15 protein-coding genes and 1 riboswitch are annotated in these 14,592 nt (G+C 37.9%); all 15 genes read left to right on the top strand.

The window, feature by feature from the left end; genetic code table 11:
* Positions 1-81 precede the first annotated feature (81 nt).
* The 15 genes from BFL01S_RS07635 to BFL01S_RS07570 all read left to right on the top strand — a co-directional run bounded on the left by BFL01S_RS07635 (position 82) and on the right by BFL01S_RS07570 (position 14,481).
* Positions 82-435: a lmo0954 family membrane protein gene (locus BFL01S_RS07635; RefSeq protein ID WP_235859211.1), complete on the top strand. Its 354-nt coding sequence runs from the start codon at positions 82-84 to the stop codon at positions 433-435.
* Between the two features lie 12 nt (positions 436-447).
* The gene (locus BFL01S_RS07630; RefSeq protein ID WP_061785357.1) at positions 448-1,071 is read left to right on the top strand and encodes a PspA/IM30 family protein; all 624 of its coding nucleotides are present in this window, start codon (positions 448-450) and stop codon (positions 1,069-1,071) included.
* Positions 1,072-1,194: 123 nt separating this feature from the next.
* Positions 1,195-1,911, top strand: a complete 717-nt coding sequence (liaF, locus tag BFL01S_RS07625; RefSeq protein ID WP_061785356.1) for a cell wall-active antibiotics response protein LiaF — start codon at positions 1,195-1,197, stop codon at positions 1,909-1,911.
* Positions 1,908-2,936: a sensor histidine kinase gene (locus BFL01S_RS07620; RefSeq protein WP_061785355.1), complete on the top strand. Its 1,029-nt coding sequence runs from the start codon at positions 1,908-1,910 to the stop codon at positions 2,934-2,936. The genes liaF and BFL01S_RS07620 overlap by 4 nt, the downstream gene beginning before the upstream one ends.
* A gap of 22 nt (positions 2,937-2,958) precedes the next feature.
* Positions 2,959-3,585, top strand: a complete 627-nt coding sequence (locus tag BFL01S_RS07615) for a response regulator (protein ID WP_025909369.1) — start codon at positions 2,959-2,961, stop codon at positions 3,583-3,585.
* A 136-nt stretch (positions 3,586-3,721) separates the two neighbouring features.
* A complete protein-coding gene (locus tag BFL01S_RS07610) occupies positions 3,722-5,386 on the top strand; it encodes a glycoside hydrolase family 13 protein (RefSeq protein WP_025909370.1) in 1,665 nt (554 codons plus the stop codon).
* Between the two features lie 165 nt (positions 5,387-5,551).
* The gene (locus BFL01S_RS07605) at positions 5,552-6,697 is read left to right on the top strand and encodes a THUMP domain-containing class I SAM-dependent RNA methyltransferase (RefSeq protein WP_061785354.1); all 1,146 of its coding nucleotides are present in this window, start codon (positions 5,552-5,554) and stop codon (positions 6,695-6,697) included.
* 238 nt (positions 6,698-6,935) lie between these two features.
* Positions 6,936-7,058, top strand: a complete 123-nt coding sequence (locus BFL01S_RS21235; RefSeq protein ID WP_268873885.1) for a hypothetical protein — start codon at positions 6,936-6,938, stop codon at positions 7,056-7,058.
* 67 nt (positions 7,059-7,125) lie between these two features.
* Positions 7,126-7,269, top strand: coding sequence for a hypothetical protein (locus tag BFL01S_RS21000; protein ID WP_235859210.1), 144 nt, complete (start codon positions 7,126-7,128; stop codon positions 7,267-7,269).
* Between the two features lie 147 nt (positions 7,270-7,416).
* Positions 7,417-7,602 carry a hypothetical protein gene (locus BFL01S_RS07595; protein ID WP_061785352.1) on the top strand — a complete coding sequence of 62 codons (186 nt, stop codon included), beginning with the start codon at positions 7,417-7,419 and terminating at the stop codon, positions 7,600-7,602.
* A 207-nt stretch (positions 7,603-7,809) separates the two neighbouring features.
* Entirely contained in the window at positions 7,810-9,747 is a 1,938-nt protein-coding gene (locus tag BFL01S_RS07590) for an ATP-dependent DNA helicase (RefSeq protein ID WP_061785351.1), read from the top strand.
* Between the two features lie 143 nt (positions 9,748-9,890).
* A complete protein-coding gene (locus tag BFL01S_RS07585; protein ID WP_061785350.1) occupies positions 9,891-11,408 on the top strand; it encodes a carboxypeptidase M32 in 1,518 nt (505 codons plus the stop codon).
* Between the two features lie 125 nt (positions 11,409-11,533).
* Positions 11,534-11,635, top strand: a riboswitch (purine riboswitch).
* Between the two features lie 107 nt (positions 11,636-11,742).
* On the top strand, positions 11,743-12,336 hold the full coding sequence (locus BFL01S_RS07580) for a xanthine phosphoribosyltransferase (RefSeq protein ID WP_061785349.1): 594 nt from the start codon (positions 11,743-11,745) through the stop codon (positions 12,334-12,336).
* 1 nt (position 12,337) lies between these two features.
* Positions 12,338-13,648 carry a nucleobase:cation symporter-2 family protein gene (locus tag BFL01S_RS07575; protein WP_025909376.1) on the top strand — a complete coding sequence of 437 codons (1,311 nt, stop codon included), beginning with the start codon at positions 12,338-12,340 and terminating at the stop codon, positions 13,646-13,648.
* A 293-nt stretch (positions 13,649-13,941) separates the two neighbouring features.
* Positions 13,942-14,481 (top strand): GNAT family N-acetyltransferase, encoded by a 540-nt coding sequence (locus BFL01S_RS07570; protein WP_025909377.1) that lies wholly within the window; start codon positions 13,942-13,944, stop codon positions 14,479-14,481.
* Positions 14,482-14,592: the final 111 nt, after the last annotated feature.

The following is a 14,592-nucleotide window of genomic DNA, read 5'->3' as shown; positions in this document are numbered from 1 at the left end:
TTAGATGGAAATCAAGCTTAAGCTCGTTTTGGAAAGAAAGAATTGTAGGTAAGATGAGAATAGAAAAAGAAAGGAGGCAACATGATGAAAAAATTTGGACTATTTATTCTGGGCCTAATAGCAGCGGTTGTGCTTATTGCTAATTTAGGACCGATGATGCTAATGCTACTAGGGCTTGTCATTTTATATGGTGTATGGAAGCAGGTAGTAAAAGCAACATCTTCATTTAAGAAAGCAGCTTTTGCAGTACTTGGTGTGATTGTTATCTTGAGCATGATTGCTAACGTACCAGCATTTTTCGGTATCTTAGCAGCCATTGCGCTTTACTTTGTATACACCAAGTGGAACGATAATAACGTGAAAGAAATTAAAACAGAGGATCCATTTCAAAACTTTGAAAACCAATGGACAGAATTAAATAAACAATCTTATTAAGGAGTGAACGTTATGAAAAATATTTTTACACGTATGAAAGAATCAATCTCATCGGACTTGCACAATATGCTTGACCAAAAGCAACAAAAAAACCCAATTGCAGCTTTGAATTACTATTTGCGCCAATGCGAAGAAGAAACAGAACGAGTTCGAAAGTTGGTGGAACGTCAGCACCTATTAAAAGAACAGCTTGTGCGTGAATATAAGCTAGCATCGGCAATGAAAGAAAAGCGCCAGCAGCAAGCGGAAGTAGCTCTGCAAGCTCAAGAAAATGAGCTGTATGAATTTGTTCAAAAAGAGCATGCTCAATATGAAGAGCGTACAGAACGCTTGAACATATCGGTTCAGCACGTCACCAAGCAGCTTGATGAATTAGAGCGTAAATATGAAGAAATGAAGCACAAGCTGAAGGATATGCATATTCGCCGAATGGAACTGATGGGTCGTGAAAACGTTGCGCGAGCAAATCATCGAATGAACACTGTTTTAAACAATGATGAACTAGCATCAAGTGAATATTCTAAGTTTTCGGATATCGAAAACTATATTGATCAATTAGAAAATCAAATTAATACCGATTATTATCGTCAAACAATTGACAGCAAAATTGCAGCTTTACAAAAAGAAGCAAAATAAGGTTAATTAGGATGAAAAAATGTAATCTCATAGACAAAACGTGATATTCTAAAAAGGGCGTAGTAGTAGCTACGCCTTTTTCATCAAGAGGAAATGCCTGCAAAGCGAAAGGAGGAGAACGGCATGAAAAGAATTGTAGACAATGGATACTTCAATCTAATAATCATTACAGCTCTATTTATTTTATTTGTTGAAGTTGTCTTTTTTCATAGCGGGTTTATTTTTGCACTCCTCGTTGCTGGTGCTTTTATCTATATAGGGCGAAAACGTCTACCAAGGCGCTCAGGTAAAATCTTATTTTGGATAGGAATCATTGGTGCGATTTTAAATTTAGTTAATACAGTCGCATTTCAGTTTTTGGTCATTGCAATTTTTTTCTATTATTTATTTCATTTTGTTAAGTCTAAAAAAGAACCGGTATATATTACGCCTTTAACAGAAAGTCGAGAATCCCTGCGAGCGCAAAGGCAGCTGTTGAAAAATTCATTTATATCGCGACAGCGAACAGACGAAACCGTTTACGAATGGAGTGACATTAATATTCAAAATGTGTGGAGCGATGTGGTAATTGATCTTAGCTACACCGTGCTTCCAAAGGGTGAATCGGTTATTTTTATTCGACAACTAGCGGGTAACGTGACCATTTTTATTCCATACGAAACAGAAATTTCGGTTAATCATTCTTCTATGGCTGGAGCAGTTACAATCTTTGATCATGCGCAATCTTTTGCGCCACTTCAAAACGTGTATATGAAAACGCCAGAATTTGATGAGGCATCACAAAAAATAAAAGTAATGATTTCAATGGGCGTTGGAAGTTTAGAGGTGAAGCGAATATGAGCGTTATTCAGCGCCAGTTACTATGGGGAATCACGATAGCCTTTACAACGTTTATTACAATGATAATTAGCGTGTTTATGGCGTTTCCTATCCAACGGTTTACAGAGCTATGGGAACGAGAAGTGTTTGACGTTCCTTTTATTCTTTTCTCCATCACGAGTAGTCTAACGATAGGAGCAATTTTTGGAGGCGTTTCTGGATTGCTTTGGAGGCAACAGCTTGAAGTGATTGAGAATCGATTGCGTGAGATGAAAAACCGTCAATATCAAGATCGAAATGATAAAACAACGGTTCAAGAAGTAGAAGGTATTTTATCTAATGTAAAAGAAGTTCAACGCCTAATGAGCGAGCAGGTTGAACAATCGCAAAAAATGGTTAATGAAAAAGTGGAAGATCAGCAAAAGCGAGTTCAAGAAGTCATTGTGCAAGAGCGAAATCGATTAGCTCGTGAGCTTCATGATTCTGTGAGTCAGCAACTGTTTGCCGCATCCATGCTCATGTCAGCTTTAACAGAATCAACGGATGAAGATTCTCCGAAAAGCAAGCAGTTAAAAATGGTAGAAGAAATGATTAATCAATCGCAGTTAGAAATGAGGGCACTGCTACTACATTTGCGACCAGCTGCATTAAAAGGAAAATCGTTGCAAGAGGGCATTACAGAACTTTTATTAGAACTTGCTCAAAAAGTTCCGATGGAGCTTAAGTGGAATGTAGAAGAGTTTTTACTAGATAAAGGAGTAGAAGACCATCTATTTCGAATTGCTCAAGAATCTGTTTCCAATGCACTGAGGCATTCTAAAGCATCCATGCTGAAGGTACTGCTCGTTCAGCGTGACAGCTTAGTTATTCTACGTATTGAAGACGATGGTATCGGTTTTGATGTAGAAATGGAAAAAGTAGGCTCTTATGGATTGCAAAATATGCATGAGCGAGCCGTTGAAGTAGGAGCTACCTTAAAAATTGTTAGTTTGCCAAATCAAGGGACGAAGTTAGAAGTAAAGGTCCCGCTCATTCATAACGAATAGACTGAAGAAAGGAGAGTTGCTCATGATTAACGTATTGTTAGTTGATGATCATGAAATGGTACGAATAGGCGTTTCAGCGTATTTATCTGCTCAGGCAGATATTCACGTCGTCGACGAAGCTGCTAACGGTCAGCAAGCGGTAGAAAAAGCGCTAAAGCACCGTCCGGATATCATTTTAATGGATTTGGTCATGGATGGTATGGATGGTATTGAAGCAACAAAACACATTGTTGACCATTGGAGTGAAGCCAAAATCATTATTGTGACGAGCTTTTTAGATGATGAAAAAGTGTATCCAGCACTTGAGGCAGGAGCATCTAGCTACCTGTTAAAAACGTCTAAAGCAAGCAAAATTGCGGAAGCTATTCGCGCTACATATGCAGGAGAGGCTGTGCTTGAGCCGGAGGTCACCGGGAAAATGATGACGAGAATGCGTCGCCCATCTTCTCCGCACGAGCTGTTGACAGGACGTGAAATGGAAATCCTTTTGCTTATGGCACAGGGTAAAACAAATCAAGAAATTGCCGATGAGCTATTCATTGCTTTAAAAACGGTTAAAACTCATGTGAGCAATTTACTAAGCAAGCTCGATGTGCAAGATCGTACGCAAGCGGTTATCTATGCTTTTCAACATAAGTTAATTAAATAAAAGCGAAGGTCTTCTTGAAACCTTCGCTTCTTTTTTTATAAAATAGCTGTTTTTTTATTGCATTTCAGTATAAAATGATGGTAGCGCTTTATATGCTAGCGCTTACTTGTAGGGAATGTTGTGAGGAGTTGAACAAATGGAAAAGAAATGGTGGAAGGAAGCCGTAGCGTATCAAATCTATCCACGTAGCTTTAAAGATTCAAACGGAGATGGAATTGGTGATATTCAGGGTGTCATTTCAAAGCTTGATTATTTAAAAGATCTCGGGATTGATGTTATTTGGATTTGTCCAATTTATCAATCACCAAATGACGATAATGGTTATGATATTAGTGACTATCAAGATATTATGAGTGATTTTGGTACCATGGCAGATTTTGATGAACTGTTAGAGGAAGTTCATAAACGAGATATGAAATTAATTATGGACTTAGTTATTAATCATACATCTGATGAGCATCCTTGGTTTGTTGAAGCGCGTTCTTCAAAAGATAATCCGTATCGTGACTATTACATTTGGCATGAAGGTAATGATGGCAATGAACCAAACAATTGGGAGTCCATTTTCAATGGTTCTGCTTGGGAGTTTGATGACGAGACGAAAGAATATTATTTGCACGTGTTTTCAAAGAAACAGCCCGACCTAAATTGGGAAAACAAAGCGGTTCGACAAGAGCTATATAATATGGTGAATTGGTGGTTGGATAAAGGAATTGATGGATTCCGAGTAGATGCTATTTCACATATTAAAAAAGTGCCTGGTTTTCCAGACCTACCAAATCCAGAAGGGTTAGATTATGTACCTTCGTTTGAGGGCCATATGAATCGTCCTGGTATTCAAGAGCATTTATCAGAATTAAAAGAAGAGACATTTGCTAAATACGATATTATGACAGTTGGTGAAGCAAATGGCGTTACGTGGGACGATGCTGACGAATGGGTAGGCGCTAAAAACGGTAAATTCGATATGATTTTTCAATTTGAACATATGGGACTGTGGGACAAAGGGGAAAGTGAACCTCTGGATTTAGTTGAGTTCAAAACAATTTTAACGAATTGGCAAAAAGGCTTAGCTCAAATTGGTGGTTGGAATGCACTTTATCTTGAGAACCACGACCATATTCGTTCTATTAATAAATTCGGTAGTATGAAATACCGTGAAGAAAGCGCAAAATGCTTAGCTGCACTTTATTTCTTAATGCAGGGCACACCTTTTATCTATCAGGGCCAAGAGTTAGGAATGACAAACGTAAAGTTTAACAGCATTGAAGATTATAATGATGTCGGTATGGTGAATTACTATCGTATTCAACGTGAAAAAGGTCAGAGTCATGAAGAAATCATGAAAGTGATTTGGGAAACAGGTCGTGATAATTCACGTACACCGATGCAGTGGGATCGTACGAAAAATGCTGGTTTTTCAACAGGAACACCTTGGATGAAAGTGAATCCAAACTATGTTGACATTAACGTGGAGCAGCAGCTGTCAGACGAGGAATCGATTTTAAATTTTTACAAGAAGCTTATAACGTTACGTAAACAGCATGAAGTATTTGTCTACGGAACGTATGACTTGTTGCTAGAAAATCATCCAGCAATTTATGCATATACGCGTACGCTAGATGATAAAAAAGCAATCATTATTTGCAACGTATCTTCTAAAGAGCAAGAGTTTAAGTTGCCAAAAGAAGTAAAAACTAATGAAGAAGAGCTGCTTATTCACAATTATCAAGTAGCAACAGAAGAGACGGTTCAAGAGTTTACATTACGCCCATATGAAACGCGTGTTTATTTTGTTTGATAACAAAGGTTAGTGCAAACGATTGCGCTTATTTTGAGGCTCACATATGTGAGCCTTTTTTAGTGAGTTTAAGCATTTTCTTTTTGAAAGCTTTTGACTACCGCAAGTGGATATGGTACTTTTACACGTAGTATTCATTATTAGACAGTAAAATGAGGTTGAAAAATGACAAAATATAAAATTATTGCAACCGCTGCAATGGGAATTGAATCACTTGTAGCAAAAGAGGTTCGTGCATTAGGCTATGAATGTGAAGTAGATAATGGAAAAGTAATCTTCGAAGGCGATGAGCTAGCAATTGCGAGAGCAAATCTATGGCTGCGCACAGCAGACCGCGTGAAAATTGAAGTTGGTCAATTTAAAGCGCGTACATTTGATGAATTATTTGAAAAAACAAAAGCGCTTGATTGGGGACGCTATTTACCCGTAGATGCTCAGTTCCCTGTGTCGGGTAAATCAGTGAAATCGAAGCTGTTTAGCGTATCTGATTGCCAAAGTATCGTGAAAAAAGCCATTGTTGATAAAATGAAAAAGCATCATAATATCACAACAGGCTGGCTTGAAGAAAAAGGCGCGACGTTTAAAATTGAAGTAGCGCTGTTAAAAGATATTGCAACAATCACAATCGATACGAGTGGAGCAGGTTTGCACAAGCGCGGTTACCGCGTTGGACAAGGTGAGGCACCGTTAAAAGAAACGTTAGCTGCAGCACTGGTTATGCTGACGCCTTGGAATCCTGATCGTCCGTTTGTTGATGCATTTTGTGGTTCAGGAACGATTGCGATTGAAGCAGCTCTAATTGGTCAAAATATTGCACCTGGCTTCAATCGTGACTTTATTTCAGAAGAGTGGCCTTGGATGTCTCAAGAGATTTGGGATAAAGCACGTGATGAGGCAGAGGAATTAGCAAACTATGATCAAGATTTAGATATCGCTGGGCATGATATCGATCACCGTATGATAAAAGTAGCGCAGCAAAACGCATTTGAAGCTGGTCTCGGAGACTTGATCCAATTTAAGCAAATGCAGGTGCGTGACTTCACGACTCCAAAGGAATACGGGATTATTGTTGGAAACCCACCGTATGGAGAGCGTTTAAGTGATCGACCTTCTGTTGAAGCAATGTATGCAGAAATGGGCGATGCGTTTGCTAAGCTTGATACGTGGTCTGTTTTCATGCTTACATCCCATGAGCAGTTTGAACAGTATTACGGCAAGCCCGCGACTAAAAAGCGTAAACTCTTTAACGGATTTATCAAAACCGACTATTATCAATATTGGGGACCACGTCCACCTCGCAAAACAAATTAATCTAATTAAAATACACATGCTCAAGTTTTAGCATGTGTATTTTTTATGGACAATCTTCAATAATCCAAATTATTCTGCGCATACTACAAAAAGAGGTGGGGCAGTTGAAGATATTTAAAGAAGCAAAAATATTCTTTGATAGTATGATTGTATTATCTTGGTTAATAGTTCCTTTTTTGGTGTGAAATACATTAAAAGATATAAATATGCAGTTGCGTTCGTTTTCGTATTTATTTTTATGGAAAGCTTTGTAGCTGAAAAATTCAAATGGTGGTCCTTTCCAATGCCTCCTTTACGCTATCTTACAGGAGAAATGGCACTTGTTTTGGCCCTTTCATTCCAGGCTCTTTTTGGATTATGAGGCTTACATACGGACGCTTTGGCCTATATATGCTGTTGAATTTAATTACCGATTGGCTTTTTGTTTTATGACAAAGAAGCTGAAGATGTTTCGATTTGGAACGATTAAAAAGCCGCAACTTCTCAGCATTTTTCTTTTCAAAGATGTACTGATGTATGGATTTCAGTATTTTATCGTTGAAAAAGCTAATAAGGAAGATTCATCACCGTGATGGATCTTCTTTATTTTACTGCGCCAGATGTCATATTCAGTAAAGAAAGTTCATCTCTATCTGACATTTTTTCTATGAATAAATGAAACGGTTTCTGTATACAATAAGCTTATAACTATTTTTATAGAGAGAAGGAGAGTGTTGGAAATGGTCCGACCAAACGAGCATTTCTTAATAATTCGTCAAGCGTTAGAAAATAGCTATCAGCATATACAGCAAGGAGGAGAACTTTCTCCAGATCTTTTGAATAAGTTTGAGCAAGCTAAAGCTGAATATGAGGCTGCTTTAAATTTTATTTCATCCACGGACTCTTGTTTTCGCCCACTTTCTTAATGCGAATAGCTCTTATATATGATACTAATACCTTATGCTCTGCTTTTGCAGAGCTTTTTATTGTTTACGACACTAGAATAGATATTGACAATCCTTTCTCAATACTAGATAATTAAGTTTTGCTTCAGTTAGTTATTTACAGAAAAAAATAAATGAATTTACCTTTTGAAAGGTTTATATTTACATAGTTAAAGGAGTCATTAATCAATGATGAGAGAGCGATTGCCTTTTACAATTGGACGAGATGAGAATTTTTTTGATAAGTTAAATGAATGGATTGGGGACGTTTTTTACGATCACCTTCCGGATGCAGGGTTGGAGCTTCGAGACGAGCAAATCTTTATGGCCTTTCAAATTGAGCGCGCGTTTAAAGAAAAAAACGTTATTTTTGCAGAAGCAGGAGTAGGTACGGGTAAGACCATTGTTTATCTATTGTATGCGATTTGCTACGCACGCTATGTTGGCAAGCCTGCTATTATTGCCTGTGCGGATGAAACATTGATTGAGCAGCTCGTAAAGGCTGAGGGAGATATCGCAAAGTTATCAAAAATCCTAGATATCAACATGGATGTTCGCCTTGCAAAATCGCAAGATCAGTACCTTTGCTTAAAGAAACTAGATGCAGTTACAAGCCGAACGGATAATGAAAACATTGAAGAAATTTACGAAACATTACCTGATTTTGTACATGATCATAGCGGTATGCAGTCGTTTTATCATTATGGAGATCGTAAAGAGTATTCACATCTAACCGATGAAGAGTGGCAGCAGATTAACTGGGATTCTTTCCAAGATTGTTCTTCTTGTGATCAGCGCCACCGATGTGGTTTAACTCTATCACGTGAACACTACCGCAAAGCGACAGACTTAATTATTTGCTCTCATGACTTTTATATGGAGCATATTTGGACTGTTGAAGCTCGTAAACGTGAGGGTCAGCTACCGCTCTTACCAGAAAGTAGCTGCGTAGTGTTTGATGAGGGACATCTGCTTGAATTTGCAGCGCAAAAGGCATTGACGTACCGTATTAAAGAAGATACGCTTGAGAACTTATTAACACGTTTATTAGAAAATGATGTGCGTGAAGAACTAGCATTAAAAATTGAGCATACAATCGATGTTTATTCGCTATTTTTTGATGCGCTTAGTGAGGCAAGTCAAGATATCGTTGGATCTAATCGAAAGCAAATTGAGCGTACAAGCCGTGTGCAAAAGGTTGGAAAAGAACTGCTTGGTCTTTTGGAGCATATTGGAAACGAACTTGTTTTTGAAAGTGAAACCTATACGGTAGATGAATACACGCTTCGCATTGTCGATGAGTATTTAGATCAAATTGACTATTCAATGCGTCTATTTATGGAGAATGAAAATGCAATTTACTGGCTTGAAGAAAAAGATTGGCAGCTAACGCTCGTTATTATGCCACAAGCTGTTAAAGATGTATTAAAAGAGCGCGTATTCTCTAAGAAGATTCCATATATTTTTACCTCAGCGACGCTTTCAGATAATTCATCATTTGATTATTTAGCATACAGTTTAGGGATTGGAAAACCTTTATCATTTTCAGTAGAGTCTCCGTTTGATTATGATGAAAAGATGGACATTACCTGTAAAATGGTAGCAGCTGGCAGTGAAGCATTTGCTGAAAAATATGGTTATACGCTGAAACAGCTTGAAAGAACAAATGGACGAGCCCTGCTACTATTTAATACACGTGAAGAGCTAGCTTTATTTAAAGAAGCATCTAAAGAGCTAAGTGAATACACGTTTTTATTTGAAGGAGATCAAGAAATTAGCAAGCTAGTTTCTCAATTTCAACGTGAAGAAGAAACGATTTTATGTGCGGTTCACCTTTGGGAAGGTCTTGATATCCCAGGTCCATCACTTTCAAATGTTATTTTATGGTCACTTCCATATCCGCCAAATGATCCGGTCTTTGAAGCAAAACGAAAGCAGGTTGCAGATGCATTTTGGGATGCGGATATGCCTTACATGCTGCTTCGTTTAAAGCAAGGCGTGGGACGATTGATTCGTTCGCATGAAGATGAAGGCCTAATTACTATTTTTATGCCGGAAAATACGGATGAGAAGGTTCAAGCCATTATTGAAAAGAATTTACCTACAGCGATAAAAGCTCGCGTTTAAACAATATGAGGATAGCTCGTCTTATGCAGACGGCTATCCTTTTTTGTTTAAAACCTTTAAACTAAAAGCAGAGAATGTAACGATTCTCTACTATATGACATAAGTGCATAGTAAGCTAGTAAGTAAAAAGGGGAGGTTTTTTTATGAAGGAAAATATTCAGCTTGTAGAGCGGGATTTTCATGAATTGATGAAGAAAATCAAAAGTTATCATGAAGCGATGGGTGTTATGTACTGGGATTTGCGCACAGGTGCACCGAAAAAAGGAGTGGAGCAGCGCTCAGAAGTAATTGGCATGCTGTCCTCTGAAGCGTTTAAACTATCTGTTTCTAATGAAATGGCTTCATTCATTCAGCAGTTGACTACTGATACCGCTCAAAATTACATATCCCATACGACAAAGAAAGCGGTAAAAGAATGTCAAAAGGAATATGAGCTTAATAAAAAAATTCCGGCTGACGAATATAAAGAATACGTTATTTTAACCTCTAAAGCTGAATCTGTGTGGGAAGAAGCGAAAGGTAAAGCAGATTTTCAGATGTTTCAACCGTATTTAGAGAAAATCGTAGCGTTCAACCAAAAATTTGTAGAGTACTGGGGATACGAAGGTAATAAATATAACCGCTTACTAGATCTTTTTGAACCTGGAATGACGGTAGAAATCTTAGACAATGTGTTTGGGCAGCTCCGCAATCGAATTGTGCCGCTTGTACAAAAGATTGCTGCTTCACCTAATAAGCCAGAAACAGGTTTCTTATTTGAAACTTTTCCAAAAAATAAGCAGCGTGAATTTAGTTTAGCCATCTTAAAAGAGCTCGGCTACGATTTTGAAGCTGGTCGCTTAGACGAAACGGTTCATCCGTTTGCAACAGGCTTAAATCCAGGAGATGTAAGAATTACAACTAAATATGATGAAAAGGATTTTCGAACGGCAATCTTTGGTACCATTCACGAATGTGGTCATGCTCTATACGAACAAAATATTTCAGAAGATCTAGTTGGTACGGTGCTTTGTGAAGGCACATCAATGGGCATTCATGAGTCACAATCCCTTTTTTATGAAAAATTTGTGGGTAAAAACTTTTCATTTTGGAAGCGTAACTATGACGTGATTAAACGCTATTCAAGCGGTCAGTTTGAGAACGTATCATTAGAAGACTTCTATCGGGCAATTAATCAGTCACAGCCCTCATTGATTCGTATCGAAGCGGACGAGTTAACGTACCCACTTCACATTATGATTCGCTATGAAATTGAAAAAGGATTAATAAATGGTGACATTGAAGTGAAGGATCTTCCTGGGATCTGGAATGATAAATATGAAGAGTATTTAGGCATTCGCCCAAATCATGATGGAGAAGGCGTACTTCAAGATGTACACTGGGCAGGTGGAAGCTTTGGGTATTTCCCTTCCTATGCGCTTGGTTATATGTACGCAGCTCAGTTTAAAAATGCGATGGTAAAAGACTTACCAGATTATGATGAGCTGTTGGAAATTGGTGACGTAAAAGCAATTACAAATTGGTTAACATACCATATTCATCAGTATGGCAAAACGAAAAAGCCGCTTGAAATCTTGCATGACGTGACGGGAGAAGGGTTAAACGTCAATTATTTAATTGATTATTTAGAAAAAAAATACACGGAAGTATACTCTCTTTAATAGAAAAGACGAAGAAGATAAGAATAACCTTATCTTCTTTTGTCGTTTTCACGAACATTTTTAGAATCTTTAATATAAAATGTTCGATAAAAAGGTTTTCAAACATGTAGAATATTGGTATACTAAACACAACTCAATAACGCACTCATATAATGACGAGAATATGGCTCGTAAGTTTCTACCAAACCACCGTAAATGGTTTGACTATGAGTGAGCGGTGACACTTTTAGCTTTCGTCTTATAGGTTAGCTCAAAAACATTGCTCTACTCATACGTGGGTGTAGCTATGTTTTTGAGCTTTTTATTGTGAAAAAGAAGTTGGAGGAATTATAAGATGAAAGCATTACAAGAAAAGATTTTAACAGACGGTATTGTACTATCAGATACGGTTTTAAAAGTTGATACGTTTTTAAATCACCAAATGGATCCAGTTCTCATGAAAGAAATTGGAGAAGAGTTTGGCAAACGATTTGAAAAAGAAGGTATTACAAAGATTTTAACAATTGAATCATCTGGTATTGCTCCAGCAATTATGGCGGCACTGAAGCTCAATGTGGAAATGGTGTTTGCTCGCAAGCGTAAATCATTAACTTTACAAGACGGATTAATTACATCAAAAGTATATTCCTTTACTAAAAAAGAAGAAAATGAAATTTCGGTTGCTGAAAAGTTTATTTTGCCAATTGATCGCGTATTAATTATTGACGACTTCCTGGCAAACGGACAAGCTGCACTGGGATTAATGGATATTGTTAAAAAAGCTGGTGCTGATGTTGGGGGCGTAGGAATTGTCATTGAAAAAGCTTTTCAAGATGGCGGTCGCCTAGTTCGTGAAACGGGTGTGAAAGTTGAATCGCTTGCACGTATCGAATCACTAAAAGATGGACAGGTTACGTTTGTTCCTACGAAGCAAGGAGTGACATCTTAAGATGAATAATGGAAAAGTGCTATCACTAGGATTACAGCATGTTTTAGCCATGTATGGCGGAGCTATTGTTGTGCCATTAATTGTGGGTGGAGCAATTGGATTAACGCAGCAGCAGCTAACTTATTTGGTCGCAATTGACTTGTTTATGTGTGGAATTGCTACGCTATTACAGGTGTGGAAAAATCGTTTCTTTGGTATCGGCTTACCGGTTGTACTAGGATGTACGTTTACTGCTGTAGGTCCAATGATTCAAATCGGAAGTTCATATGGCGTATCGAGCATATATGGCTCCATAATTGTGGCAGGGCTTATGATTGTTATTTTATCAAAATACCTTGGTAAGCTTGTTCGCTTTTTCCCTCCACTTGTCACCGGGTCTGTGGTGACGATTATTGGAATTACGCTTATTCCCGTAGCAATGAAAGACTTGGCTGGTGGAGAAGGAAGCGCTGATTTCGGGAGCTTAAGTAACTTAGCGCTTGGGTTTGGTGTATTAGTACTTATTATTTTATTATATCGTTTTACAACAGGGTTTATGAGATCAGTGTCTGTGTTGGCAGGTCTAATCGTTGGAACCATTGCCGCATCATTTATGGGAAAAGTAGATTTTTCAGGCGTTCGTGATGAAGCTTGGGTCCACGTTCCACACTTCTTTTACTTTGGAATGCCAACCTTTGATTTAACGGCTATTTTAACGATGTTTTTGGTGTTATTAGTAGGGATTGTTGAATCAACAGGTGTATATTTTGCAGTTAGTGATATTTGTAAAGAAGAAGTAACGGAAAAAGATTTAGCTGGTGGATATCGCGCAGAAGGGTTAGCTATTACCCTGGGTGGATTGTTTAATGCATTTCCCTATACGGCGTATTCACAAAACGTAGGGCTGCTTCAGCTTTCGGGTGTTCGCACCAAAAGCGTAGTGTTTGCAGCGAGCGGTATCCTAATTGTTCTGGGGCTTATTCCCAAAATTGCTGCGATTACAACCGTGATTCCAAGCCCTGTATTAGGGGGGGCAATGGTTGCGATGTTCGGGATGGTTATCTCATCTGGAATTAAAATTTTAAGCGAAGTGGATTTACAAAAGCAAGAGAATCTGTTAATTATCGCATGCTCTATTGGAATGGGGCTTGGCGTAACGGTAGTACCAGATTTATTTGCTCAGCTTCCAGAAGGAATTCAAATCCTAACTGGAAATGGAATTGTAGCAGGTAGCTTTACAGCGATTATTTTAAATATTGTATTCAACGTACTGGCGGTTTCAAAAGTAAGAACTCCAGAAACATCTGTACAAAAAGAAATGGTAACAAAATAAAAGTAAAAAGCTCTTAATGCTTGTGTTAGGCAAGCGTTGAGAGCTTTTTTATTGAATAATTTGAATATTGCTATTTATTTTACTTTATGCAAACCATTTGCAATGTGCACAAGGATATGCAAAAATAAATTTTCCCAAAAAGGTTTACAAATATAAAGGCTTTGGGTATATCTAAAGTGCAGTTATCAGTTTACCTGACAACATGCAAAAAGAAACATTTCCAATGATAAAGTAGAGAATTAAACGAACACTAACAACAAGTGATTATTGAATGGTTAGAGGAGTTGATATAGATGATTACAGCAGAAAAAGATACGGTAACATTTGTAGCAAAGGATGGACGTGAAGTAACAATACGTCCAGCAGAGCCCCGTGATGCAAGAGAGATTACAACAGCTGTAGAAGAGATTATTAAAGCGGGGGAGTTTATTCAAAAAGACGCGCCAAAAACCGTTGAAGAAGAACAGAAGTTTATTGAAAGTGTATCAAAGCAAGGGCATATGTATGTTGTTGCAGAAGTCGAAGGAGAAGTTGTTGGAATTGCACGTGTTCTTCGCGGTGAAATTCGAATGAAGCGTCATAGCGGGCTTTTCCGTACGTGGCTAATTTCAAAAGTACAAGGTATGGGAATTGGGAAGCAGTTAATGGACTATACGCTAAAATGGTGCAAAGAAAACGACATGCATAAATTGTCGCTAACGGTGTTTACTTCAAATGAAGTGGCGTATAAATTATATGAAAAAGTTGGCTTTAAGACAGAAGGCGTTATGAAAGAACAAGCTTATATTAATGGGAAATACGTGGACGAAGTATATATGTCTGTATTCTTTTAAATAAATAAAGAAAGCCCAAAAATTTCATGTTCAATACCAGGGAAAATACGTTATACTAAACGTGTGCGCAACAAATAGAACTTCTTCAAAACGAAGAGGCTGGGACATAAG

Source organism: Priestia flexa NBRC 15715, from assembly GCF_001591565.1.
In the GTDB taxonomy this organism is placed as follows: domain Bacteria; phylum Bacillota; class Bacilli; order Bacillales; family Bacillaceae_H; genus Priestia; species Priestia flexa.
This window is presented reverse-complemented; position numbering and strand designations above follow the sequence as displayed.